This is a genomic window from Streptomyces albus subsp. chlorinus, from assembly GCF_013302895.1.
Taxonomy (GTDB): Bacteria; Actinomycetota; Actinomycetes; order Streptomycetales; family Streptomycetaceae; genus Streptomyces; species Streptomyces chlorinus.
The window spans coordinates 376,802-401,835 of sequence record NZ_VJOK01000001.1 but is presented as its reverse complement, the minus strand read 5'-3'; the positions used below and the strand labels follow the sequence as shown (position 1 = coordinate 401,835).

Annotated in this window: 23 protein-coding genes; 11 read left to right on the top strand and 12 right to left on the bottom strand. The window is 71.8% G+C overall.

Going from position 1 to position 25,034, the window contains the following annotated elements:
- The first annotated feature begins 10 nt into the window (after positions 1–10).
- The gene (locus FM076_RS33275; RefSeq protein WP_243274267.1) at positions 11–1,150 is read left to right on the top strand and encodes a peroxidase-related enzyme; all 1,140 of its coding nucleotides are present in this window, start codon (positions 11–13) and stop codon (positions 1,148–1,150) included.
- Positions 1,147–2,211, top strand: a complete 1,065-nt coding sequence (locus FM076_RS01920; protein WP_173868214.1) for an acyl-CoA dehydrogenase family protein — start codon at positions 1,147–1,149, stop codon at positions 2,209–2,211. Before FM076_RS33275 ends, FM076_RS01920 begins: the two co-directional genes overlap by 4 nt.
- Positions 2,212–2,348: 137 nt before the next feature.
- Here FM076_RS01920 and FM076_RS01915 read toward each other — a convergent pair whose 3' ends face one another.
- The 4 genes from FM076_RS01915 to FM076_RS01900 all read right to left on the bottom strand — a co-directional run bounded on the left by FM076_RS01915 (position 2,349) and on the right by FM076_RS01900 (position 7,771).
- On the bottom strand, positions 2,349–4,784 hold the full coding sequence (locus FM076_RS01915; protein ID WP_173868213.1) for an ATP-binding cassette domain-containing protein: 2,436 nt from the start codon (positions 4,782–4,784) through the stop codon (positions 2,349–2,351).
- A gap of 528 nt (positions 4,785–5,312) precedes the next feature.
- Positions 5,313–5,897: a hemerythrin domain-containing protein gene (locus FM076_RS01910; RefSeq protein WP_173868212.1), complete on the bottom strand. Its 585-nt coding sequence runs from the start codon at positions 5,895–5,897 to the stop codon at positions 5,313–5,315.
- Between the two features lie 292 nt (positions 5,898–6,189).
- The gene (locus tag FM076_RS01905) at positions 6,190–7,449 is read right to left on the bottom strand and encodes an FxsB family cyclophane-forming radical SAM/SPASM peptide maturase (protein WP_345944848.1); all 1,260 of its coding nucleotides are present in this window, start codon (positions 7,447–7,449) and stop codon (positions 6,190–6,192) included.
- An 85-nt stretch (positions 7,450–7,534) separates the two neighbouring features.
- Positions 7,535–7,771, bottom strand: coding sequence for a hypothetical protein (locus tag FM076_RS01900; RefSeq protein ID WP_173868211.1), 237 nt, complete (start codon positions 7,769–7,771; stop codon positions 7,535–7,537).
- Between the two features lie 333 nt (positions 7,772–8,104).
- Between FM076_RS01900 and FM076_RS01895 the strand changes: the two genes are divergently transcribed.
- The gene (locus FM076_RS01895; protein ID WP_173868210.1) at positions 8,105–9,148 is read left to right on the top strand and encodes an acyltransferase domain-containing protein; all 1,044 of its coding nucleotides are present in this window, start codon (positions 8,105–8,107) and stop codon (positions 9,146–9,148) included.
- A 366-nt stretch (positions 9,149–9,514) separates the two neighbouring features.
- Here FM076_RS01895 and FM076_RS01890 read toward each other — a convergent pair whose 3' ends face one another.
- Together FM076_RS01890 and FM076_RS01885 are read right to left on the bottom strand one after the other, a co-directional pair.
- Entirely contained in the window at positions 9,515–10,105 is a 591-nt protein-coding gene (locus tag FM076_RS01890; protein WP_173874446.1) for a choice-of-anchor C family protein, read from the bottom strand.
- Between the two features lie 349 nt (positions 10,106–10,454).
- Entirely contained in the window at positions 10,455–12,089 is a 1,635-nt protein-coding gene (locus tag FM076_RS01885; protein ID WP_173868209.1) for an MFS transporter, read from the bottom strand.
- A 313-nt stretch (positions 12,090–12,402) separates the two neighbouring features.
- Between FM076_RS01885 and FM076_RS01880 the strand changes: the two genes are divergently transcribed.
- Positions 12,403–13,059: a maleylpyruvate isomerase N-terminal domain-containing protein gene (locus tag FM076_RS01880; protein WP_173868208.1), complete on the top strand. Its 657-nt coding sequence runs from the start codon at positions 12,403–12,405 to the stop codon at positions 13,057–13,059.
- A 71-nt stretch (positions 13,060–13,130) separates the two neighbouring features.
- On the opposite strand, the gene FM076_RS01875 is transcribed toward FM076_RS01880, so the two are convergent.
- Together FM076_RS01875 and FM076_RS01870 are read right to left on the bottom strand one after the other, a co-directional pair.
- Positions 13,131–13,292 carry a hypothetical protein gene (locus FM076_RS01875; protein ID WP_207730258.1) on the bottom strand — a complete coding sequence of 54 codons (162 nt, stop codon included), beginning with the start codon at positions 13,290–13,292 and terminating at the stop codon, positions 13,131–13,133.
- A 272-nt stretch (positions 13,293–13,564) separates the two neighbouring features.
- Complete coding sequence (locus FM076_RS01870; protein WP_173868206.1) at positions 13,565–14,965, bottom strand: glycoside hydrolase family 6 protein; 1,401 nt, start codon at positions 14,963–14,965, stop codon at positions 13,565–13,567.
- A 522-nt stretch (positions 14,966–15,487) separates the two neighbouring features.
- Here FM076_RS01870 and FM076_RS01865 point away from each other — a divergent pair.
- From FM076_RS01865 to FM076_RS01850, 4 genes are all read left to right on the top strand, one after another.
- Positions 15,488–15,778, top strand: coding sequence for a polyprenyl synthetase (locus FM076_RS01865; protein WP_173868205.1), 291 nt, complete (start codon positions 15,488–15,490; stop codon positions 15,776–15,778).
- Positions 15,765–16,823: a polyprenyl synthetase family protein gene (locus FM076_RS01860; RefSeq protein WP_173868204.1), complete on the top strand. Its 1,059-nt coding sequence runs from the start codon at positions 15,765–15,767 to the stop codon at positions 16,821–16,823. The genes FM076_RS01865 and FM076_RS01860 overlap by 14 nt, the downstream gene beginning before the upstream one ends.
- 240 nt (positions 16,824–17,063) lie before the next feature.
- Positions 17,064–18,170, top strand: a complete 1,107-nt coding sequence (locus FM076_RS01855; RefSeq protein WP_173874445.1) for an oxygenase MpaB family protein — start codon at positions 17,064–17,066, stop codon at positions 18,168–18,170.
- Positions 18,171–18,317: 147 nt separating this feature from the next.
- Positions 18,318–19,364, top strand: coding sequence for a TauD/TfdA family dioxygenase (locus tag FM076_RS01850; RefSeq protein ID WP_173868203.1), 1,047 nt, complete (start codon positions 18,318–18,320; stop codon positions 19,362–19,364).
- A 147-nt stretch (positions 19,365–19,511) separates the two neighbouring features.
- Here the strand turns inward: FM076_RS01850 and FM076_RS01845 are convergent, their stop codons facing one another.
- Positions 19,512–20,144, bottom strand: a complete 633-nt coding sequence (locus tag FM076_RS01845) for an ANTAR domain-containing protein (RefSeq protein WP_345944847.1) — start codon at positions 20,142–20,144, stop codon at positions 19,512–19,514.
- Between the two features lie 272 nt (positions 20,145–20,416).
- On the opposite strand from FM076_RS01845, the gene FM076_RS01840 reads away from it, so the two are divergent.
- Positions 20,417–20,782, top strand: a complete 366-nt coding sequence (locus tag FM076_RS01840; RefSeq protein WP_173868201.1) for a helix-turn-helix transcriptional regulator — start codon at positions 20,417–20,419, stop codon at positions 20,780–20,782.
- Between the two features lie 382 nt (positions 20,783–21,164).
- Here the strand turns inward: FM076_RS01840 and FM076_RS01835 are convergent, their stop codons facing one another.
- Complete coding sequence (locus FM076_RS01835; RefSeq protein ID WP_173868200.1) at positions 21,165–21,923, bottom strand: trypsin-like serine protease; 759 nt, start codon at positions 21,921–21,923, stop codon at positions 21,165–21,167.
- Between the two features lie 256 nt (positions 21,924–22,179).
- Positions 22,180–23,004, bottom strand: a complete 825-nt coding sequence (locus FM076_RS01830; protein ID WP_173868199.1) for a hypothetical protein — start codon at positions 23,002–23,004, stop codon at positions 22,180–22,182.
- Between the two features lie 196 nt (positions 23,005–23,200).
- Between FM076_RS01830 and FM076_RS01825 the strand changes: the two genes are divergently transcribed.
- Both FM076_RS01825 and FM076_RS01820 read left to right on the top strand, forming a co-directional pair.
- The gene (locus FM076_RS01825) at positions 23,201–23,824 is read left to right on the top strand and encodes a LysE family translocator (protein ID WP_173868198.1); all 624 of its coding nucleotides are present in this window, start codon (positions 23,201–23,203) and stop codon (positions 23,822–23,824) included.
- Positions 23,825–23,888: 64 nt separating this feature from the next.
- A complete protein-coding gene (locus tag FM076_RS01820) occupies positions 23,889–24,377 on the top strand; it encodes a glutathione peroxidase (RefSeq protein WP_173868197.1) in 489 nt (162 codons plus the stop codon).
- Positions 24,378–24,583: 206 nt separating this feature from the next.
- On the opposite strand, the gene FM076_RS01815 is transcribed toward FM076_RS01820, so the two are convergent.
- Positions 24,584–24,979, bottom strand: a complete 396-nt coding sequence (locus FM076_RS01815; protein ID WP_173868196.1) for a MerR family transcriptional regulator — start codon at positions 24,977–24,979, stop codon at positions 24,584–24,586.
- Positions 24,980–25,034: the final 55 nt, after the last annotated feature.

Sequence of the window (25,034 nt, the reverse complement as noted above, 5' to 3'; positions counted from 1 at the left end):
GCACCACCCCATGTCCGATGTGATCGACGCCGTCGCGGGCACGCCCGCCGCGCTGCGGACCCACCGCGACAAGGCGTACCTCCACACCCAGGGCGCCCACGACGCGCTGCTGTCCGCGACCGCGACCACCGGAACGGGAACGGAGACCGGAAACGGCGGCGGCAGTGGGCTCGGCCGCGCCGAGCGGGCGGCGCTCGCGGCGTACGCCGCCGAACTGGACGGCGCCTCGGCGCTGGCCGCGCACTATCGGAGCCTGGCGCAGGCGCCGGCTCCGTCCGCGCGTTTTTCGGCGTTGCGGCGCCACGCCGACCTCCTCGTCCTCGCCCCCTCCAAGGCGGGCCCGAAGGACATCGCGGCGCTGCAGCGGGCGGGCTGGAGCGCCCCCGACATCGTCACGGCCTCGCAGCTCATCGCGTTCGTCACCTACCAGTCGCGGCTCGCGGCCGGGCTGCGGGCACTCGGCGGCCTGACGGCCGAGGGCGGCGAGGCGCCCGCGTACGAGCCCGCGAGCGAGGGCCGCCCGTTCACCATCGACGCGCTGGAGTGGGACGCGTGGGTGGAGACCGTGGACGTGGAGCACGCCACGCCCGAACAGCTCGCCGTACTGGAGGAGTCTCTGCCGACGGCGAAGACCTCCCCGTACTATCTGGCGCTGGCGCACGATGTGACGGCGCTGCGCGAACGGTCGCGGCTCTACAACGCGATCATGTACGCGCCGCGCGGGCTCGACCGCCGCGAGAGGGAGATCGCCGCGCTCGCCGTCTCCCGCGTCAACGGCTGCGTCTACTGCGCGTCCGTGCACGCGCGGCGCTTCGCACAGCTCAACAAGGACGCCGCACCGGCCGAGGCACTGCTGCGCGAGGGTGTGACGGCGGACATGGGGACGGCCCGTCGCCGCGCGGTCACCGACCTCGCGGTACGCCTCACCCGCGAGCCCAACCAGCCGCTCGACCTGACGGCGCTGCGGAGGGACGCGGGACTGGACGACACGGAGATCCTGGACCTGATCCACGTCGTCGCCGTCTTCGCCTGGGCCAACCGCCTGATGCTCACCCTGGGCGAACCCCGTCCGCTCCCCTCCAGCCCCTCGTCCCCCTCCTCCCCGTCCTCCTCCTCGCACTCCTCGCACCCCAAGGAGCCCACAGCATGACCGCGACCCCCGACCACCCCCTCGTCGAGGCCGCCCGCCGCCTGGCCCACGACGTCCTCGCCCCCGCCGCCGAGACGCACGACCGCGAAGGAGTCACCCCCGAGGCCGTCGCGGCCGTCAAGGCATCGGGTGTACTGGGCGTCAACGCACCGGCGGCCTACGGCGGCGCGGAGGCTCCGGCGGCGGTCGGCCGGGAGATCGCCGAGATCCTGGCGGGCGCCTGCTGCTCGACGTTCTTCGTCCAGGCCCAGCACCACACGCCCGTGCGCACGCTCGCCGCGGGCGGTACGGAGGCCGAGGCGGCCCGGGAACGCTGGCTGCGCCCGCTGGGCGAGGGCACCCGGCTCGCCGGGATCGCCTTCTCCCACCTGCGCGCCCACCCCAGGCTGCCGGTGCGGGCGACCCGCGTGCCGGGCGGCTGGCGCTTCGACGGCCGCGTGCCCTGGTACACCGGATGGGGGCTCAACGACCTGTTCCTGCTGGGCGGTGCCACCCAGGACGGCGAGGTCGTCTTCGCCGTCGCCGAGGCCCGCGAGCAGCCGGGCCTCGCCCCGACGACGCCGCTCCAGCTCGCCGCGCTCACCGGTTCGCGCACGGTCGGCCTGCTGCTCGACGGCCTGGTCCTGCCCGACGAGGCGGTGGCCCTGCGCACCCCGTACGAGCGCTGGGCGGAGGAGGACCGCCCCAAGAACACCAACACCAACCCCGCCGTCTTCGGCGTGGCCCGTGCCGCCCTCGACCTCCTGGACGCCTCCGGCGACGGAGAGGCGAAGGAGACCGCGGACATCCTGCGCACCCGCCTCGACGCGGCCCGCCGCGACGCCTACGCCCTCGTCGACGAGGTCCCACCCGCCGAACGCCTGGACGACAGGCTCGCGGTCAAGACCCGCGCCTACGACCTGATGCGGGCCGCCACCACGGCCGCGCTCGTCGCCGGCGGCGGACGCGCCTTCGGCCTCTCCAGCCCGGCCCAGCGCCTCGCCCGTGAGGGCCTCTTCCTCGTCGTCCAGGGCCAGACGGCCGAGGTCCGCACGGCGCACCTGGGAGCGCTGCGGGCCTGAACGGGAAGCGCCGGCCGCCGGGTCGGTGGAAGTGCGCACGCGGCGCGCGGCCCGGCCCACGAGGCGGCTGTGCACCGGCGTCCCCGTCCCCGTCCCCGACAAGACCCCCGACAAGACCTCCGACAGGACCGTGCCGGTCAGCGGGCGCCGACGTAGGCCGCGAGGTGTTCACCGGTGAGGGTCGAGGGGGCGGCGACGAGGTCGGCGGGGGTGCCCTCGAAGACCACGCGGCCGCCGTCGTGGCCGGCGCCGGGTCCCAGGTCGATGATCCAGTCCGCGTGCGCCATGACGGCCTGGTGGTGCTCGACCACGATGACCGACGTGCCGGAGTCGACGAGCCGGTCCAGCAGACCCAGCAACTGCTGGACGTCGGCGAGGTGGAGGCCGGTGGTCGGCTCGTCGAGGAGGTAGACGCCGCCCTTCTCCCCCATGTGCCCGGCCAGCTTGAGCCGCTGCCGCTCGCCGCCGGACAGCGTGGTGAGCGGCTGGCCGAGGGTGAGGTAGCCGAGCCCGACGTCGGCGAGCCTCCCCAGGACGCGGTGCGCGGCGGGCGAGCGGGCCTCGCCCGCGCCGAAGAACTCCAGGGCCTCCGTCACCGGCATGGCGAGCACCTCGCTGATGTCCCGGCCGTCGAGGCGGTGTTCCAGCACCGACGCCTGGAACCGCTTCCCCTCGCAGTCCTCGCAGAGGGTGGCGGTACCGGCCATCATCGCCAGATCGGTGTAGAGGACGCCGGCGCCGCCGCAGGTGGGGCAGGCACCCTCCGAGTTGGGGCTGAAGAGCCCCGGCTTGACGCCGTTGGCCTTGGCGAACGCCTTGCGGATCGGGTCGAGCAGACCGGTGTAGGTGGCCGGGTTGCTGCGCCGTGAGCCGCGGATGGGGCTCTGGTCGACCGCCACCACGCCCGCACCGGCCGCCTCCGCCTGCTTCGGCACCGACCCGTGCACGAGCGAACTCTTGCCGGAGCCCGCGACCCCGGTGACGACGACGAGCACGCCGAGCGGGATGTCCACGTCCACGTCCCGCAGGTTGTGCGCCGACGCGCCGCGGATCTCCAGCGCGCCGGTGGGCCTGCGTACCGTCTCCTTGAGGGCGGTCCGGTCGTCGAGATGACGGCCGGTGACGGTACCGCTGGACCGCAGCTTCTCGACGCTGCCCTCGAAGCAGACGGTGCCGCCCGCCGCACCCGCCCCGGGGCCGAGGTCGACGACGTGGTCGGCGATCGCGATGGTCTCCGGCTCGTGCTCCACGACGAGCACCGTGTTGCCCTTGTCCCGCAGCCGCAGCAGCAGGTTGTTCATCCGCTGGATGTCGTGGGGGTGCAGGCCCGTGGTGGGCTCGTCGAAGACGTAGGTGGTGTCGGTGAGGGAGGAGCCGAGGTGGCGGACCATCTTGACGCGCTGCGCCTCGCCGCCCGACAGCGTCCCCGAGGGCCGGTCGAGCGAGAGGTATCCCAGCCCGATCTCCTCGAACGAGTCGAAGGTCTGCCGCAGCGCGGTGAGCAGCGGTGCCACCCTGGCGTACTCCTTGCTCGACGAGCCCCGCGAGGATTCCTGGAGCCCGCGGACCCACTCGGCCAGGTCCCTGATCTCCCTCGCGCAGGCGTCGGCGATGCTGACCCCGTCGATCTTCGACGACCGGGCCGCCTCGCTGAGCCGGGTGCCCTCGCACTCGGGACAGGTGGTGAAAGTGACCGCCCGCTCCACGAACGCCCGGATGTGCGGCTGCAGTGCCTCCTTGTCCTTGGACAGGAACGACTTGTGGATCTTGGGGATCAGCCCCTCGTAGGTGAGGTTCACCCCCTCGACCTTCACCTTGGTCGGTTCCCGGTACAGGAAGTCGCGCATCTCCTTCTCGGTGAACTCGCGGATCGGCTTGAGCGGGTCGAGGAACCCCGACTCGGCGTAGACCCGGACGGTGAAGAAGCTGTCGGACTTCCAGCCCGGAATGGTGAACGCGCCCTCGGCCAGCGACTTGTTCTCGTCGTAGAGCTGGCTGAGGTCGATGTCGGAGACGCTGCCACGGCCCTCGCATCTCGTGCACATGCCGCCGGTGCGCGCGTAGGTCGCCTTGACCGCCTTCCTGTTGCCGCGCTCGACGGTGATCGCACCGCTCGCCCGCACCGAGGCGGTGTTGAAGGAGTACGCGCTGGGCGGGCCGATGTGCGGCTGCCCCAGCCGGCTGAAGAGGATGCGCAGCATCGCGTTGGCGTCGGTGACGGTACCGACCGTGGAGCGGGGGTCGGCGCCCATCCGCTGCTGGTCGACGATGATCGCGGTCGTCAGCCCTTCGAGCACATCGGCCTCGGGCCGGGACGGCGTCGGCATGAAACCCTGCACGAAGGCGCTGTAGGTCTCATTGCTCATCCGCTGCGACTCGGCGGCGATCGTGTCGAACACCAGGGAGCTCTTGCCCGAGCCGGAGACGCCGGTGAACACCGTCAGGCGGCGCTTCGGGATCTCGACGCTGATGTCCTTGAGGTTGTTCTCGCGTGCGCCGTGCACGCGGATCAGACCGTGGCTGTCGGCGGGGTCCGGCGTGTGCGCGCCCGTCCGCTGGGCAGCCGTGCTCATCGTGTCTCCCTCTGTCGTGGGCCGGTGCGGCCGCGGAGTGTCCTCCCCTGCCAGGACCCCGGTGCCTCGCAGGCCTTCCACCTGGTGTGCGGGGTGAGGTCCATGGCGTCACGCTAGCCGGGCCCCGGCGCGGTCTGCTTCTCGATTCCTGACCTGTCGGTCCGCAACGGCCTCGCCGCCGCCTGCCTGCCGGGGGAGGAGCGGGAGCGGCGGGAGGAGGCCGTCCAACTGTTCGAGCAGGCCGCGGGCGGCTGGGCGCGGGCGCTCGGAGAGGAGCACCATGAGACGCGAGGGGTGCGCCGTGCCCTCGCCGCCACCCTGCTCGGCGTGCGCTCGCCGCCGCCCTGCTCCGGCATGCCCTCGCCGCCCACGGCGACGACTCACCTGCACCACCGTGCCCTCGTTCCCTTCCCGCCGGACACACCGCCGCCGTGCGGCGCTCGCGCACAAGGCCGCCGCGGCAGCCGCCCGGACGCGGAGAGGGCTGCCGGGCGGTCCCTCGCTCCTGCCGCCGGAAGGGGACGGCGTTTAGTGGCGGGAGGCGGAACCGATCGCGTCGCGGACGCGGTCGAGGAGCGCGGCGAAGGGACCCAGGGCCCACTGCGCGGCCGCCGAACCGGTGGTGGAGGGGTGCGGGCGGGTGGGGGCGGCCTTCTCCACGGCGAGGAGGCGTGCCCCCATCCTGACCAGCTCCTCCGGGGTGCACAGACGGAGCAGGGAGGGGAACTCCTCGCGCTCCTCCAGGTCGGCGTGCTCGTGGACCGCCCGCTCGAAGTCGGTGAAGGCGGCGGTGAAGCGTGCGCTGCCGAAGTCGAGCTTCTCCAGGCCGGCCAGGGCCCTGGCGGCCTCCTTCTCCTCCTTGTCGCGGGCGGCGGCCTGCCGCTCACCGCCGATCTTCCTGACCACGGGGCGGACGATCATCTCCTCCGCGGTCTCATGCACCGCCAGCAGGACACGCAGCTCCAGGAACCTCTCCTCGCGCCGGTCGGCGGGGCCGTCGCGTACCGCGTCGAACAGTTCCCGGATCCGGGAGTGCTGGGCCAGCAGTACGCCGATGACATCGCCGGGCGGCAGCCCGGCGGCGGCCTCACGGTCGTGCCGCGCGTCACGCATGGGATCTCCTTGCTCGCGGGGTAACTCACCCGGCTGAGGGCGCGTACCCGGGGAAGGTCCCCACCGACCCGGGAGTGGCGGCACCGGCGGCGGCGCCGCCACTCCACAGGGTGCCGACTGTCACCCCGATGGGGACGGCGCCGGGACCGCGCGGAACGCCTGGCCCCTGCGAGTCACGGGTCAGGCGAGGAGCCCATACGGGCGCCGCCGGTCGCGGCCCGCCGAGGGCGGTCCCAAGGCCGCGCGTCCCAGCCGTCCGTCCGCCTGCCCGCCGACCGACCGGAACCGTGGGTCAGCCGGCCGTCGCGCCGTGCTCCCTCAGCCGTGCCACGTCGGTGAGCACCCGGTCGCGGATGTGGCAGATCAGCTTGGTCAGGTCGGCGCAGTAGACGGAGGGATTGAGGAAGCCCGTGCCGGCGCGGTAGCGGGTGCTGTACTCGCCGGCCCCGCAGATGTCCCGGACCGAGCAGCCGGTACAGGCCGGCGACAGGGCGGCCACGCCGCGCTGCCGGGCGACCACGCCCGGGAGGAGGCGGGCCTCGTCCAGTGAGTTGCGGAAGACGTTCAGGCCGGTGAACGGAGCGCCCGCGTAGGCGGACTTGAGCGCGTCGCCGAGTTCGATGGTGCCGTCGCTCTCGATGACGAGCAGCTGGAACGGGGCGAGCCCCACCGCCTCGACCCGGCTGTGCCCGCCGAGCGTCATCGCCATGACGCTCTCGAAGAGCCGGACACCGGTCGGGACCGGGACTGTGCCGTACCAGTGGTCGAAGACGGGGATGAGCCAGTCGGCGTAGGCGGTGCCTCCGTCCCGGCCGGTCCATCCCGGCGGCGGTGACGTCCAGTTGCCGAGCGGCAGGAGGAAGTCCACGGCGGGCGCCCCCGTATCGGCCAGCGCCCGGTAGGTGGCCAGCGGGTCGTTCTCCAGATCGATGGTGCACAGCACGATGTCGAACAGCTCGCGGTAGGCGGGCCGGTTCAGCGCTTCGATGCCGCGCATCACCCGGTCGTAGCTGCCCCGGCCGTTGGCGTACCGGCGGTGCCGGTCCTGTCCCTCCTGGTCCCCGTCGAGGCTGACCGTGACGCCGATGCGGTGCTCGCGGAGCACCTCCAGCAGCTCCTCGTCGTCGAGGAGTATGCCGTTGGTCGTGGTGACGAGCCGCAGCTCGGCCTCGGGCGGCGCGGCCGCACGCAGTGCCCGGGCCGCGTAGGCGAACCGGTCCGCACCGGCGAGCAGCGCCTCGCCGCCGTGCATCCGCACCGACGCTCCGCGGACCTCGCCCGCGTGGGCCCGCAGATGTTCTCCGAGCCGGAAGGCGAACTGGTCGATCACCTGCCGGGACATGGCCATCGGCTTGTCACGCCAGCTCTGGTCGGCCATCTCGTACATGTAGCAGTAGTCGCAGGCCAGGTTGCACCGGCCGTGGAACTTGAGGGCGAACTCCACGAAGGGCAGCGGGCGCCAGGCCGGATCCGCGAGCGCCTGATCGGTGACCTCCTGGGTGGGCCACTCGGCAGTCCGCTCGTTCACCTGCACGATCGGCAGCTCGGTCACGAAACGATTCCTCCGGATCTCGGCAAGTATGTCGTCCCGGTGGGCCGTTCCACGGACGAGCCGTCCGTGGAACGGCCCGGGCTCGTCACCTGTTGAACAGCCCCAGGGAGCCGACTTCCCCGTCCTCGGCGGTCACCTGGTTCAGGACGGCCCCGAGAGCGCTGTCCGGCTGGGCGGCCGACGCCGCCTCGGTGAGCTGGGCGGAGGTCGGCTCGGCGGCTGCGGCGCTGCCGGCCGTCCCGGCGGTGAAGGCGGAAGCGGCCGCGACCGCGGCAGCCGCGAGGGCTGCCTTTCGGACAAGATGCCCTGCGTGTTCAGGCACTGGGTTTCCTTTCCACGTGAATGGACGAGGGAGTGCCGCCGTGACGATCGGCCACGGCGACTTGCTGAAGCGTACTGACTCGAACGTGAGTTCACTAGGGAGTGTGATCTCCTTATGTGTGCAGCTAGTTGACACCCCGTCAGTGCCTGGATGCGCAGCTGCGGGAAGCCCCTCGGGGCCAGGGCCGGAGGGGCGGAACCTGGCGTCCGGGCGCCCACCGGTGCCGTCCGGAGCCCGCCCCACCCTCTCCGTGGCCGTCCTCTAGGGTGCGTATCAGGCCATCGACCCAGGGCCCGAAGCCGTCTCACCGAGGAGCACCGAGGAGCACCGACCATGACGACATGGCACGCCGATGATCTGCGTGGCGCGCTCAGCCTCGGCGAGGACTGCCGGAGCTGGACGGAGGCCCTGGAACTCATCGAGGGCCCCTTTCCCCCGCCGGCCATACCCGAGGGCGACGAACTGGTCGCCCTGCTGGACCAGTTGGGCGTGCGTGACGAGGACCGCGCCGACCTCACCGCCGCCCTGCCCGCACTCACCGCGCCCGGCTCGCCCTGGCGCTGGCTGCTGGACCGCACGGTCCGCGTCCTCACCACCGGCATGGGCACCAGCGCCGACGAACTGCAGCTGGGACCCCTGCTCCACGAGTACGGCCGGACGGCGCGCTGGTTCCACGCCGCCGTGTACCTCGCCGCCATGGAACACACCCGCGCCTACCACCGGAGCATCGACCTGCCCGAGGACGTCTCGCGGGACAGCCTGGCCGTCTTCGGGGACCAGCTGGCCTGTTACCGCCGCAGTTTCGGCGAGGGCGGCTGCGGCCCGTTCGTGCCCCTCACCTACGTCTGCCGCGGGGTCACCTTCCGGATGGGGCAGCTGGACTGCGCGGTGCCCAAGGGCGCCCGCAGCATCGCCGTCGGGGTACGCGGTGAGGCGGGCCCGCTGACGACCGTGCCCGACCTGCGGTGGGCGAAGGAACTCGTGGCGTTCTTCCACCGCCACGTCCCCGACTTCGCGCGGGACGTCAGATGGGGCTTCGACGCCGCCGGAGTGGAGGTCATCAGCTGGGTCAACGACCCGGCCCTGCGCGACTACCTGCCGGAAGACCACGACCTCGTGCGGTTCGCCGGCCACCTGGGATCGTGGCTGGGCACGGAGCCCGCCGGCGTCTCCCAGGAACCGGACGCGCACGGCCTCACCGAGGCGGACCGGGAAGCCCTCTGCTACGCCTACGGCCGGCTCGTCGACGACCTCGAAACGGCCCTCACCCTCCCCGCGCACACCAACGTGCAACGCGCGGTCACCACCCATCTGCGAGCGGGAAAGCACTGGAGACTCCGCAAAGGCGGCTACCCGGTCTTCACCTTCTGGGACTGAACAGCCTGTCATCCGCAGCCCACCTCATGCCCACGGGCCCGTGAACGACCGACCGTCCCGGGACCGGCTTGGCGACGAGTGCGGCGGAAGGGAAGAGGCTGACCTGTCCGATGGTGGGGCCACGCGCGCAGGCGGACGAGGCTGAGCGTGGTGCGCGGCACCGAGCGGTTGCCGGTGGCCTCGTACAGCGCCGCCGGCACCTCGGCCGACTCGGGAACCGGCTCTGCGGGGACCTGCGTCCACCCCGCCCTCGGCAGGTCTGTGCCCGGTGAGCGTCGCACTCACCGGGCACAGGGCACTCACCGGACACCGGCGCCGCGGCCCGTGTCGCTCCTCACCGCGGTCCGGCCGCCGGTCGCGCCCCGGTCAGCCGGAACAGGTGGAGCAGGAGCAGCAGGTCCCGACCCGCACGTCGTCGATCACAGGGCCGTACGCGCCGCTGGCGGTGGTGCTGGCGAACGACAGCGTGGTGGAGGTGCCGGTGGCCACGAACGTCGTCTGCCGTCCCACATAGCCCATGCGGGCGCGGGTCTTGCCGGTGGTGTCGAAGGAGAAGTCCTGGACGTTCTGCCCGTCGATGAGGACCCGCCCCGTCTTCACGCCCTGGTTGCCCTCCGGATTGCCGGCCAGCGCGTAGGAGACCGTGTACGTCTTCCCCGCCGTGGTCGGGAACGTCTGCGACACCCGGGCGGGACCGGTGCCGTTGAGATCCACGGACTGGACCCGCTCGGCCGCCTGCCAGAAGCCCCTGCCGATGAGGTCGACCGAACCACTGTCCACCGTCCAGGGCCCGATGGTCTGGCCGGCCCTCAGCGTGCTGAAGGAGTTCGCGGGCGCGGCGGGGTACTCGAAGCTGCCGTCGTCGACCCCGGCCGTCACGGCCAGTGCGGTGCTGGGCATGAGCGCGAGCAGTCCGGCAGCGGCGACCGTGGTGAGGTACGTGCGTATGGCCACTATGGCTTCCTCCTGATGAGGGGTTGGGGTTGCGCTGGTGGAGCAGGTGAAGTCTGTTGCGCCCACCAGGCTTCGGCCAGAGCACAAAGACGGCGTGCGGAGGCGGCCCGCCGGGTGTGTCCACGGCTTCGCGCCGCCCCCTCACCCTCGCGCGCCGGACGCCCGGCGCCGGACGCCCGTTGTCAACTGCCCGATTCGGACAGCGGACGACCGGACGCGCTCCCGGCGCGGGACCGAGCCCGCACGCGGCGGCAGCCCCGCGCGTCAGTTCAGCAGGTTCCAGACGACAACCGAGCGGGCCTCGGAGACGGGGTCGTCGAAGGAGGGGCCGTCGTCGGACCCGCGCGGACCGTCATCCCTCGGCGTCGAGCCGGTCCTGTCGCTGTTCGTGCGTGGGGCCTCCGTGCTGCCGTCGGCAGGCGAGCCGGCCTCGCCGGGACGGGCCCGCACCGGCTTCCGCTGTGCCGGGGGAGTCGCGCCGCAGCACCGCGGCGGCGACCACCACTCCGGCGGTCACGCAGGCTCCGGCGGCGAGCATGGTGGCCGTCTGCGCCTGTGTGAAGGCGGTCCGCGCGGCTTCCGCCAGCTCCTGCCCTGCCACGCCGCCCTGCGCCGCGCTGTGGTCGAGGGTCGCGGCGAGCGCGCCGCGCGCGGACCCGGGGACGGCGGAGGGCAGCTCGGTGCGGTAGACGGCGGCCAGGAGTCCGCCGAGGGCGGCCACACCGAACGCGACGCCGAACTGCTGGTGGGTGTCGTTGAGCGCGGAGCCCATGCCCGCCCGGTCCTTGGAGACGGCTCCCAGCACGGTGCTGGTGACGGCCGGACCGGCGAACCCGTTCCCCGCGCCCACCAGGAACAGACCGACCGCGACCAGGCCGTAACCGGGGTACAGGGCCAGCGCGGCCAGGACGAGGAAGCCCACGGCCGTGCCCGTGAAGCCGAGGACGACCGAGCGGCGGTGACCGATACGGCCCGGTGCCCGGCCGCCGGCGTACGAGCCGAGCACGATGCCCGCCGCCATCGGGAAGGAGGCCAGCCCGGCCTCCAGCGGCCCCATCCCGCGTACCAGTTGCAGATACTGGGCGAGGATGAACAGCGTGCTGCCGGTGCCCAGCGAGATGACCGTCACGGCCAGGCTCCCGCCCGCGAACTGGCGGTCCCGGTACAGCGTGAGGTCGACCATGGGCGAGGCCGCCCGGCGCTGGCGTCGCAGGAAGACGGCCACCGTCACCAGCGCGAGGATCCCGCACGCCAGCGGCAGCGGGCGGCCCGCCCCGCCCTCTCCGGCCATGATCACCGCCGAGGTCAGCGCGGTCATGCCCACGGTGATGAGGACGGCGCTGTACGGATCGACCACACGCCCCTGGCGGTCGCGGGACTCGGGCACCAGGCGCACGATCGCCGCCACGGCCCCGCACACCACCGGAACGTTGATCAGGAACGCGCCCGGCCACCCCCACAGCTGCACCACCGCCCCGCCCAGCACCGGTCCCAGCGCCATCGCGACGGAGGCGACCACACCCCACACGGCGAACGCCCGGGGACGCTCGGAAGCGGGAAACACCTGTACCAGCAGGGCCAGAGTGGCGGGCATCACCAGCGCGGCCCCCGCGCCCATCAGCGCGCGCGTCACCACGAGCCACCACACCGACCACGCGAGCGCCGCCGCGGCCGACGACAGACCCAGCACCACCAGGCCCGTGACCATGGCACGCCGCCGCCCCCACCGGTCCGACACCGCCCCCGCGGTGATCAGCAGCCCGGAGAAGACGACGGTGTACGCGTCCAGCACCGCCTGCTGCCACGCCGTGGACGCACCGAACGACGCGGAGACCGAGGGCAGCGCCACGTTGAGGACCGTGTTGTCCACCACGATCACCAGCAGCGCGGCACACACCGCCACCAGGATCGCCCACCGGCGCGGATGCCCGCCGCCCTCCTCCTCGTCCCCGCACGGCACTTCCCCCGCCGGGCTGGTTCCGCTCACCTGGACTCCGCCTGCTCGTCTGTTGTGCCTGCTCCGCTTGTGCCGCCTGTGCCGCCTGTTGCGCCTGTGCCGCCGTTCACTCCCGTCGCCCAGGGACGGTGGCCGTGGCTCGCGGCCCGTGGCCGGGACACGCGGGAGGGCGGCCCGTGCCCGGCGGTCTTGTCCGGCCTTGTGTTGTTCGGCCTGGTGCGGCCTGCGTGACCTGGCGGACCGGGCGCCGGAGCGGCTTCGCCGCCCCGTCGGCCTCGCTGCCTCGCCAGGGACCGTCCATTATGTGCTTGTCCGCCTTTCACCCCCGCACTACCGTGCGGGGGTGGATCTCTTCTCACGCTCGTGGACGGCGTTGCGGACGGCGGTCGCCCAACTCCCCGACGAGGACTTCGCGCAGCCCTCCGGCTGCACCGGCTGGCTCGTCCGGGACCTGGTCTGCCACCTGGTCATCGACGCGCAGGACGTCCTGATCACCCTCGTCACCCCCGCCGACGCGGAGCCGACCGCCGACGCGGTGACGTACTGGAACGTCCAGGACCGGCCACCGAGCGGCGAGGACCCGCTCGACGCGCTGATCGTCCGGCTGGCCGCCGCGTACGAGGAACCACGCCTGCTCAAGTTCCACCTCGACGACGTCGGCTCGGCCGCCGGCCGCGCCGCCGGACTCGTCGATCCCGGCCTTCGGGTGAGCACCCAGGACAAGGTGCTCACCGCGGGCGACTACCTCACCGCGTACGTCCTCGAATGGACGCTGCACCACCTCGACCTGGCCGCACACCTTCCCGGCGTGGCGGAACCGCCCGCCGAGGGCCTCGCCCGGTCCCGCGCGATGCTGGAGGAGATCGCCGGGACAGTCTTTCCCGCGTCCTTCACCGACAAGGACGCCCTTCTGACCGGCACCGGCCGCCGGACGCCGACCGGCGCGCAGCAGGCCGAGCTGGGCGCCCTGGCCGCGAAACCGCCCTTCGTCATCGGCTGACTCCCTGCCCGTCCGTCCCGCCGAGCGGCACCTGACCCGGCCGCGCGGCATCGCGTCGCCCCGAGGGCCTCTCAGCTGTCACCCGCGAAGGGGACCGACCCCTGACCGGGACTCCAGGCGGTGGCGAACGGTACGAGATCCTGGACGCGTACGCGTCCCACGCCCTGCTCCGTGGGAAGGATGACCTCGATGCCGGGGTGGTGGGCCAGCAGCACCTGGCGGTCCCTGCCCACCGTCTGGGCACCGCCCTCCCACCGGCCGTCAGCAGCGAGGCCGCGCACCAGCAGGTGGGGAACCCGACGCGGAGACAGGCGGGTTCGGCCAGGGCCTTGCCGAGCGCGCCGCGCGAAGTCGACGCGGCGGACACCGGTGGCGGTGCGCAGGTCGTTGACCGGGCAGGGGCGCCGTGCGGCGGCGCGTGGCGGTGCGCCGGGCCGGGCCGAGCCGGCCGTCGAGGGCGGTGCCGCGGTCCGGCCCGCGCGGGGCGGGCCGGACGCGGGTGTCCTCAGGACACCGGCGGGTAGGCGTTCTTGAGGAGTTGCTGGAACTGGGCCGGGAACCATGTGCCGGACAGCGGTGCGTTCGGCAGCGCTCCGGACGGGTTGTAGTTGTTGCGCGCGTTGCCCTGGTATGTGGGGTCGCACATGCGGTCGAACCCCTTGCCCTCGTTGTTGGGGATCTCCGTGCTGGACCCGTCGGACTCGCCCGGCGGCTTCATCCACACGTAAGCGTCGATGCCGGAGGCGGGGGAGGACCGCGGACGTTCGCCGAGGCCGGCACCCGCCTGGTTGCACCAGTTGCCGACGTGGATGCGGCGGTCGTAGCGCCCGCCGTCGACATACGCGTTCACCGAGGTCGTGGGTCCTGGGCCGGTGGGCCGGTCCGGACCGCCCCAGCCGTTGCGCGAGGTGTCGATCAGCATGCCGATGCCGGAGGAGAAACCGGCCGAGACGGCGGCGCGGCGGAATCCCTGCGCGAAGCCGAGTTCGTCGACGTACTGGTTCCAGTCCACCCACGTGGACTGCCGGACGGGCTGGCCGTTGACCGTGTCGCCGACCGAGAAATTCTTCTCCTTCAGCGCGCTGTAGTTGGCCGTGTTGACGATGAAGCCGTGGACGTCGGCGGGCGTGGCGCCGCCCGCCCTGGCTGCCTGGTACATCACGTCGGCGGCGGGCTGGAGGTTGCTGTCCCAGCCGAGCCAGCCGTGGTGGCCGGCGTCGATGTAGTTGTAGACGTTGCTGATCGCGCCGAGTTGTGCGAGAGCGTAGCCGACCCCCTCGATGTAGTTGCCGTTCCGCTTCATCTCGTCGCACTCGGGGGTGGAGGTGGGCCGTCCGCTGACGTTGGTGACGAGGTTCGGCAGCGAGTCCGGCTCGATCGTCGTGACGACCCGCAGGTTCGGGTGGGAGGAGTACGCACGCAGGATGTCGCGGATCGGGTTGATGTAGTCGCTCTTGTACCGGCCGATCTCCTCGGGTCCCAGTTCGCCGTTGGAGGCGAGCGCCGCGCAGTCGCGGCCGGGAAGGTCGTAGACGACCAGCTGGACGACGACGGGCTTTCCGCCCGCCTGCTGGAGCGCGGCGTCGAGGTGTTCCCGCAGGCCCATGGCGTCCCGGGTGCCCTCGATCGCCGCGATCCGGTCGAGCCACACGCCCGTTCCCTCGTCGGCGACGGCGTCGCCACCCGGCTCGGCGGCGGCCTTCGCCGACCAGTCGGGGTTCACGTACAACCGCGCGCCCTCGTACGGGTTGTCCAGCTTGGCCTGGGCGCCGGCCGGAGGCTGCTGCGCGAATCCTGCCGCGCCGAGCGGTCCGGCGGTGAGCGCGAGTGCGGCGGCGACGGCGCCGGCAAACCGTCCGGTTCTGCGGCCCCGGCCGCCGCGGTGTCGATCGGTGAGGCGTCTCATGTGGTGTGTTCCCTCCAACGGTTGCTGTGGTGCGGGAGTGCCTCGCGCGGTCTCGCGCTCCTTCGGGATCACGATTCCGCCGGCCTCCCGTGGAACCCCCGTGAGGTGGAACCGCTCCCATCCCCACGACGCGGTACTTGGGCGGTGCGGATGGAAGCGCTCCCACGGACGGTAGCGCCAAGTCCCCGTTGCGCAAGGGGCGGTGCGAGCCGGATTCGGGACGTGCGGACGGACAGGTGCGGCGAACCCGCTTCCCCGTCCTGGCGGAACCGTCGGGCCGGTACGAGGTGACCACCGAGCCGGTACGAGGTGATCGCCGACGCCGGTGCGGTGACCGCCGATGCGGGGATGGGATGACCGCCGGCGCCGGGTGAGATGACCGCCAACGCCAGCGGCAGGTCGTGGAATGCGTGGAACGGAAGTTCAGCCTTTCACCCGATAGGGGCTGTCCCCCTCCCCACCACACCGGCTGCGTCACTCTGAGGGGTGGCCGGGCGACGTCGTGGGGAGTGGGGAGCGGGCATGGAAGCCGACCAACGGGCGCACACGGGCGGACCGTCGCAGGTGAGTGACGCCCTGCTGCTGGCGGTGGGCGCCGCCGAACTGGCGGTCAGCGGGCTGGCCACGGCGCTGGGACGTGTCCGCGAACTGCTGAGCCGGGCGGACGTACCGGAACTGGCGGCGGACGGAGGAGAGGAACTCAAGGCGCGGGGACGCCTCGTCCTGGACAGGCTCGCGACCGGCCCCGCCCACCTCGAAGTCCTGGCCCGGCAGGCTGCCGCCCGCCGCGCGGACAGCGATGACGCCGCCTGACGCGCTCCTCCAGCTGGGACTCCGGGAGCGCGTCGATCAGGAACTGCGGGCTTTCGTCGAGGAGGAGATCGCACAGCTGGTGGCGATCGACGAGGAACTGGAGCCGGTTGCCGCGCAGTTGCGCGTGGCCACCGCCCACGGGAAACGGCTGCGCGCCGCCTTCTGCTACTGGGGCTGGCGTGCGGCCGGCGGGCCCGACAGCGAGGCACTCGTGCGGGCAGCGGCCTCGATGGAACTGGTGCACGCCGCGGCGGTCGTTCACGACGACGTGATCGACAGCAGCGGGCTGCGCCACGGGCTGCCCACCGCCCACCGCGCGCTGCTCCGGTCGGTGAGACGACAGCCCAGAGCACCTGCCGCGGCACGGTCGCTGGCCGTGCTCGTGGGGGACCTGCTGATGGCGTGGGCCGGGCAGATGTTCGCCCATTGCGGACTTCCCGCCGCCTACCTGGGCAGGGCCCGCCCGCTGTGGACGGTGCTGGCCAGGGAGCTGGTGGCCGGGGAATGCCTGGAGGTGCTGCGGACCGGGAACCCGCCGGACACCGCCGCGTCGATGCAGGTGATCCGCTACAAGACCGCCAAGTACACCGTCGAGCACCCGCTCCTCATCGGCGGCGCCCTGGCCGGTGCGGCACTGGCTCTCCGCGACGCCTACTCCGCCTACGGGGTACCGCTGGGGGAGGCGTTCCAGTTGCGGGACGACCTGCTGGGCCTGTTCGGAGACCCCCGGCGCACGGGCAAGTCCACCGGCGACGACCTCACCGCGCGCCGCCCCACCGTGCTGCTCGCCCTCGCCTGGCAGCATGCCGGTACCACCGAACGCGGCGTCCTGGAGGGCTTCCTGCGCCGCCGCGAGCTGACGGACGCCGAAGTACGGCACGTGCGCGAGGTCATACGCGGCACGGGGGCGCCGCAGCGCGTGGAGGACATGATCGCCGAGCGGGTCCGGACCGCCACCGCGGTGCTGGGCCGGACGCCCGTGCCGCCCCAGGCCGCGCGGGCGCTCACCGAACTCGCCCGCACCGCGACGGCCCGCTCGGGGTGACCGGTGACCCGGTGGCTGACACGGTGACACTGTTCCCGTACCGCGACGCGACCGCGAGGACGGTCCGGGGCGCCTGCCGCGACCGCTCCGCCCCCGGAAGCCGTGCGCCGCCCCGTGACCGGCCGCGACCACCCACAATCCTCCCCCCCAGCCTTTCGCAACCGTTCTCGATGCGCACGAGGAGCTGCCGTGTCCCGTTCCGAGGAAATCCCGCACGCGCTGCGGCTGGCCGGTGACGAGATGGCCGACGCCACCGTGGCCACCCTCTTCGAGCGCGGTGAGGCGGGGAAGTTCAACACGCTGATGCGCTGCTTCTCCACTGCCGGGCAGGAACTTCCCGAGGGGCTGCCGGTGTACGTCCGCGACTACCTTCGGGAAACAGCCGCCCCGCCCTCATGGGTGGACTGGGGACTGATGGAGAAGGCGCGGCTCTTCTTCCTCGACAACAACGTGCACATCTCCACGGCGCTGTCCTTCGCCTCCATGCCCGCCTGCTACGTCGTACCGCACGTGGCGAAACTCCTGTACGCGGCCCATTCCCTCGAGTTCCCCTCCAAACGCATGGCCGAGACGGGGCAGTTCGTCATCCACCTCATGCAGCCGGAAGCCTTCGAAGCCGGGAGCCGTTTCCTCCCCGCGGTGCAGAAAGTGCGCCTGGTCCACGCCGCCGTCCGCCACCACCTCCGGCGGGAGGGCGACTGGGACACCGACACACTGGGCACACCGATCTGCCAGGAGGACATGATCGGTGGCCAGATGATCTTCTCCACCCAAGTGCTGGACGCCCTGCACCGGCTCGGCGTCCACATGACCGAGGAGGGCGCCGGGGCCTACTACTACGCATGGCGGGTGGTGGGCGCACTCCTCGGTGTCGACCAGAGCCATGTGCCGCGCGACCTGGAAGAGGCACGCCGCTTCTCGGACCGCTACATGACCCGCTACATGGGCCCCAGCGAGGAGGGCGCCCACCTCACGGGCAAACTGATCGAGCTGTACGAGGAAGTGGTGCCCGGCACCTTCTTCGACCCCCTGGTCTCGGCGTTGATCCGCTATCTGCTGGGGGACACGTGTGCCGACTGGCTGCGCGTGCCGCGCTCCGGCTGGGACACGGCCGTGCAAGCGGCACCGGCGCTGCTGAACGTGCTGGAGACCATCGAGGACCGCTCGCCCCTCGGCGCGTGGGCGCTGGACCGCCTCGGACACCTCACCGCCGTCTTCGAACTCAGCTCGCTCACCCGGGGCCGTGTCATGCACCACGCCGTCCCGGAACACCTCAAGAAGGATTACGGGGTCTCCTCCGCGATTCCCCGCACCCGCCGCTGGGTACCGCCCGCCGCGATCCTGTGACTTCTGCTCAACTCCACGCCGGACGAGTGTCCTTGTCCGCACCTGAGAGTTTCCTCACGGCTCCTCTTCCCCACCCCGGGCAGCATGACGCGGGCCTTCCGCCGACTTTATGATGCGGCGTCGGACGTGACGGAAGGGAACCAAGTGATGGACCAGTCCTGGGCGGCAGCCGGGAACGACGGCGTGAACGGATCCTGGCGATTCGGTGTCCTGGGAGACGAGGCCGTCATCGGCGTGGCCGATGAGGACATGGCGGATTTCACACGGGCGGCCTCCCGGATCGCCGAATCCCACGCAGAAAAGGAACTTGATGATCCGGTTGTGCTGGGCGCCGCCGAAATGGCACGCCGTTTCCTGCCCGACTTCCTGGTGGAGCAGTTGATACGTTTCCGGGTCGCCGGAAACGAACCCGGAACGCTGTTGCTGCGGAATCTCCCGGTGGAGACGGCACTGCCCAAAACACCGGTGGACGGAAAGCTGGCGGGCCCCTGGGCCGCGCTTCCCCTCAGTACGCTCACCCAGCTCTCCGTCATGAGCGTGCTGGGCGACACGGTCTCCTACGCGGACGAGAAGGAGGGGCGGCTCGTCCAGGACATCTGCCCGCAGCCGGGGGCCGAGGAGCGCCAGGAGAACTCCGGCAGCGTCCTGCTCGACCTGCACACCGAGGACAGCTTCCACCCCTGCAAGCCCGACTATCTCAGCCTGTACTGCCTGCGCTCCGACCCGGACGACGACGCCTTCACCGTGACCGGTTCGATCAGGGCGGCGCTCCCGCTGCTGTCCCCGGCCTGTGCGGCGACGCTGCGCGAGCCGCTCTTCCGCACCAGGTTCAGCAGCTCCTTCACCGGCGACGCGGAACCCCGCCATACCTCGCCGCGGCCCGTGCTCACCGGTCCGGCCGACGACCCCGATCTGTGCGTCAACTTCTTCGGCACCCAGGCGCTCGGTGAACGAGCTGCCACAGCCCTGGACGAACTGCGCGGGGCCGTGGAGAAGGTGCTGTGCGGAGTGGTCCTGCGGCCCGGCGACATGATCGTGATCGACAACCGCGTCGCCGTGCACGGCCGCACCGGGTTCACCCCCCGCTACGACGGCACGGACAGGTGGCTGCGCCGCTCCTTCGCCGTGGCCGATCTGCGCCCCTCCCGGGCCCTGCGGCAGGGCGACTCGCGCGTCTGCGCCGCTATCCGGTGACCGGAACCGCTCCGAGGGCGGGATGAGGCAGGCCCGGCTCCGGGTGGGGCGGGGCAGGGCCGTACCTGACGAAGTTCACCGGGCCGAGGGTGTGTGCGGCCTCGGCCCGGCGACGCGTACACCCTCCGGCCCGGCGGCGTCTCCAGATCACGTCTTCGACTTGCCGCTGTCCGTCTTGATGCTGTCCGTCTTGGTGCTGTTCGTCGGGGCGCTGTTGGCCTTGGCCACGGCGGCGGCCAGCTGCTTTTGCACGGCGTCCGGCAACGGGACCCCCTCGACCGTGCCGACCAGGTCGCTGGCCAGACGGTGCAGCTTGGTGTTGGTGTTCTGGGAGGTCGTGACGAGGACGTTCCAGGCTTTCTGGGGACTCAGGTGGAACGTGGCCATGAGCATGCCCCGGGCCAGGTCGATGGTCGGCCTGGTCTCCATGGCGCGCCGCAGTTGGTTCACCTCGGCCCGCAGGTCTTCTTCCGCGGCGTGGTCCGGCTCGACGGTGTCGGCCGCGTCCTTGGCTTCTGGGCTCGGATGAACGAACAATGTGCCGGCTCCGGTCAGGTCGAGCAGCCGCTCGACCGGGGGACTGCTGGAATGGATGGTGACGGTCTTTCCCTGCGCGAGGGCCCGGCGGCGCAGGCCGAGCAGGACGCTGAGCCCTGAGCAGTCGCAGAACGCCACCCCGGACAGGTCCAGGTCGATGCCGCTGCCCGACCTTTCGAGCGCGCGACGCAGGTCGGGCTGGAGCTGGTGACCCTGGAGATCGAGTTCTCCTCGCACGCTCACGCGAATCCGGTCGCCGTGCGGCACGGTGCTGAGAGCGGCCGGACACAGCGGGAAGTCCGGTGCGCTCACGCTGTCCGCCTGCGCGGTGCGTGCGGCGGGTGGTGTGGTGAGAGGCCGCGCGGGAAGCGCAGGTTCCGACATGGGCTTCTCTCCCCTCGGTGTGAGGCCCGTCTCGGTCCCAGGCCGCTTCCCCGACCCGCATGCGTCAGAATATACACGAACTCTCTTACGTGTATGTGGCTGCGTGAATGGCTGATCGGTAGAATCACGGCATGCATGGAGTGCCCGAGTCACACACCGGATGGACGTTTCTGACCAATCACGCACGGGTGCTGGCGGCCATCGCGGACAACCACAGCGCCCGCATCCGCGATATCGCGGTGCACTGCCGGCTCACCGAGCGTGCCGTCCAGAAGATCATTTCCGACCTGGAGCGGGACGGCTACCTCTCCCACACCCGCGAGGGGCGCACCAACACCTACCGGATCGACCCGAGCAAGGTGCTGCGTCATCCGGCCGAGGCCGGCCTGACGGTCGCCTCCCTGCTGTCCTGGCTCCTACGGGACGAGGCCGACCGCAACGAGGCCGACCGTGGCGAGACCTCCCTCGACCGGGACCGTCCCCACGCGACGGCCTGAGGGGAGGGGCGGTGCGGCCCGAGGGGGCCGTGGTGACGCCCGGTGCCGAGGCATTCGCCACGCCGAGGTGGTTGGCCGGAGCGCGGGGGATGCCGGCCGGGCGTATGAGCCGCGAGTCGCCGCACGATGACGCGGAGTTGTCGTGCGTCTCCGCGATGACGCGGCGCAATGGGCAGGTGCGGGCGTTGCCGTGTCGTGGGTAAGCCCTCGGTGTCACCGAGGCGTGTCGCGGTCGGCTGTTCTCCGCCTGGCACTTGTCCGGAAGCGGCTGGGCACTCGTCCGGAAACGGACGCGCGCCCGCCCCGCGTCGAAGACGGCGGGACGGGCGGCGTCAGGTGCGACGGAACAGCCGAGGATATCGAGGGCTGTCGACGGCCGGGGTCAGACGCCCGCGACGGACTGGACCCAGGAGCGGTACTGGGTCACATTGGTGTACGCCGTGGTGGTCTGCCGGTCGCTGGTGGACGCGACTCCCACCTGCACACCGTTGGCCATCATCGGGCCGCCGGAGTCGCCGCCGGCGGTGATGCCGTCACCCCGCCGGGCGCAGATCGCGGAGCCGCCGTAGGCGTCCGAACACCCGCCGGTCACCGTGACGTTGGCGTACTTCAGGTACTGCGACTGGCAGTTGATCTCCTGTCCGCACCGGGAGGTGGCCCCCCAGCCGTAGACCTGCACGGACTGGCCGACCGACACCGAACCCGGGTTGCCGAGCCGGGCGTAGGTCGTCGCGACGGACCGGTCGAGGCGGACCAGGGCCAGATCCGCCGTCGAGTGGGTGTGGACCTGCGTGCCGTTGGCCAGAGTGCCGCCGCTGGTCTGGTCGAGGCTGCCGATGCGGAAGGACAGCTGTCCGCCGCTGACACAGTGTTTCGCGGTGAGGATCCAGGTGGGGGCGATGATCGTCGAACTGCACGTCTGCCTGCCGGCGGAGAACAGCCGCGCCGCCCACGGACCGCTCTGGGCGTATCCGCCGCCGATGATCGGCCGCTGACCACCGGTGGCGGCGCGGTCGTCGGCCGTGACGCCGGCGGGGGCGGCGCCGCTGGGCGAGCGGTCGGCGGCGACCGCCGCGCTGCCGAAGGTGAGGGCCGCCAGTAAGGCGGCTATGAGTGTGGGGAGTAGCCTGGTGAATCTCACGGTTCCTCGTTTCCGAAGTCGCGCTCTCGCGCGAGACGGCCAGGGAGGTTCGGGACTCAGGGTTCCGGAAAACGAGGAGAACCGGGTAAGAGCATTTCTCTCATAGCACGCCGTTATGCCCCGCCGACGTTCGAGGGCGGCCTGATCACCTCTCCTCCCATGTACGAGGACAGCCTGGCCGTCCGCGAGGCGTCCGACCGACGTCCGGCAGCCGGCGACCGGAGCCCCGGCCCGCTCGTGCGCCGGTGCGCGGCGCTCACGCGTCCAGGAACCGGCGCAGGGAGGCCGTCATGGCGGCGACGAACGCCTCACGGGTCCCGTCCGGAACCAGGTCCAGGGACAGATAGGGATTGAGGTCCTCCAGCTCGACCAGGAGCAGGTCGCCCCGCTGGGTGCGGCAGGCGTCCACCCGCTGGACGCCGTGCTCGAGGGTGTTCCAGTCGAGGAAGCGGCGCGCGAAGGCGAGGTCCGTGCCGGTGGGCTCGTAGGGCTCCAGCACCCAGCGCCGGCCGGGGTCGGGGGCGTACAGGGCGTACTGGAACGCGTCGTCGACGTAGAAGAAGGAGACCTCGTAGCGGAAGTCGACGCGGGGCTGGACCAGGATGTCGCCGTAGGCGAGGCCGCTCAGCTCGTGCCGGGGCACGAACGCCAGGCCGATGGAGTCCGCGCCCTCCTTCGGCTTGACCGCGTACTGCTCGGACTCGGGCAGCAGGTGCAGGTCCCGCTGCCGGTCGATGGTGGGGATGACCGGGTACCCGGCGGCGGTGAGATCCAGCAGATACCGCTTCCCGCCCATGTCCCCGCGCCCGGACAGCGGGTTGTAGACCCGCGTGCCCCGTGCCTCGGCCCGCGCGCGGAAGGCGTCGTACTCGTTCCGGTAGTGCAGTACGGGACCGCTGTTGCGGACCACGACCGCGTCGAAGGTGTCCATCAGCGCGGCGGCGTCCAGCGGGTGGCACAGCGCGATGTCGAAGGCGTCGCGCAGCCGGGAACTCAGAAAGATGTCCTCGTCGCAGTAGCGCCGTCCCCGGGCCTGGTAGGCCAGGTCGGTCACGTAAAGAATACGGGGGCGGGCAGGCACGGCGCGTCTCCTTCGGCCCTTCGGCATCGGCCCATCAGCCTAACCGCGCAGGTGGCGGACGATCCGGGGGGCCCGTCCCGCTGTCTGCCCGTCTCCTCCGCGCGCACGCGCCTCCGCTGTCGTCCCCCCCTCCAGACATCCACGTCAGCCCGGCTGTACCCTCTTACGCCTCTTCAGCGAATGCCATAATCACCGCATGTTCGTACAGCTTCTGGCGGCAGGCGGTGTGCTCGCCGTGCTGACCGTGGTGCCCGGGCCGGACATGGCCGTGGTGACGAAGCGGGCCATCTCCTCCGGTTGGCAGGACGGACTGCGGACCGTGGGCGGCATCACGGCGGGGCTGCTGGTATGGGGCGTGCTCACCGTGATGGGCCTGGCCGCCGTCCTCGCCGCCTCGGCCACGGCCTACACCGTCGTGAAGCTGGCCGGCGCCGTCTACCTCGCCTTCCTCGGACTGCAGGCCCTGTGGCACAGCCGCCGCGGCCGGCTCCAGGCGGCCCTGGCCGCAGGCGCGCCGTCCCCTTCCGGCAGCCCGTGGCGGACCGGACTTGTCAGCAACATCGTCAATCCGAAGATCGCCGTCTTCTACACCGGCCTGCTGCCCGCGCTCGCGCCGTCCGGTCTCCCGCCGCAGGCCGGGATGGGGCTGCTGGTGCTGCTGCACGCCGTACTCACCTTCGGCTGGCTCGGCGGTTACGTCATACTGCTGAGCAAGGCCCGCGCGTTCTTCGAGAAGCCGGCCGTACGCAGGAGGATGGACCGCCTCACCGGTGTCGTCCTGATCGGATTCGGCGTCAAGGTCGCCACCTCCCAGCCCTGAGAGAACCGGCGGGCCCGGTGGACCGGACATCGGGCCCGGTGCGATGGCAAGCCAAGGAGCCCGCATGTCCTTTCACGATGTGAAGATCGACGCCCTCACCGGTGGCCCGGCCGACCTCGCCCAGTACCGCGGCACGGCGGTACTCGTGGTGAACGTCGCCTCGCGGTGCGGCCTGACACCGCAGTACGCGACGCTGGAGAAGCTGCACGAGCGGTACGCGCCCCGTGGCTTCACCGTGCTGGGCGTGCCGTGCAACCAGTTCATGGGACAGGAGCCGGGCACCGCCGAGGAGATCGCCGCGTTCTGCTCGACCACCTACGGCGTCACCTTTCCCCTGACCGAGAAGATCGACGTCAATGGTGAAGGCCGCCACCCCCTCTACGCGGAACTCGTCGCCACCCCGGACGCCGAGGGCCACACAGGGGACATCCGCTGGAACTTCGAGAAGTTCCTGATCGCCCCCGACGGTACCGTGGCCGCCCGCTTCGACCCCCGCACGGAACCGGACGCCCCCGAGGTGACCGCCGCCATCGAGGCCGTACTGCCCGTTTGACGGCCCCGCACCCCCGACGACCGCTGCACCCCACACCGCTCGCCGACGCGGGCGCGTGTGACCGCCTCAGCGGCGGGAGTCGGGGGTGGCCGTACCGTCCGGCCGTCCGCCGTCGGAAAAGGCATGGCCGAGACGGAAAACGCGCCGGCCGGTGAGGAAGAATTCCCGGGACGGCATGGAGCCTCGCCGGACGAGCCGGAGACCGATCACGGGACAGCCTTCAGGCACGCGTCCGGGTTGTCGGGGTCGGCCTGCGGCGTGGCCGCGACAAGGGCGTCCAACGCCGCCCGCGCGGTCAGGAGATCGGCCACCGCTCTGTCGATCCGCTCGCGTTCCCGGTGCAGATCGGGGAGCAGGCCGGAACAGGCGGGCACGGGTCCCGTGCCGTCATCGACCGTGCAGGGCAGCAGTCCGGCGATCGTGCGGGTGCTGAGACCCGCGCCCAGCAGCATGCGGATGCTCCGGACGGTGCGTACGTCGTCCTCGTCGTACTCGCGGTACCCGCTGGCCCTCCGCTGCGGCTTCAGCAGTCCTTGCTCCTCGTAGTAGCGCAGCAGCCGCTGGCTTACTCCGGTCCGGCGGGAAAGTGCTCCGATGCGCACGTGACGGTCACCACACATATTCGATTTGACTCTCACATCGATGTGAAACCCTAAC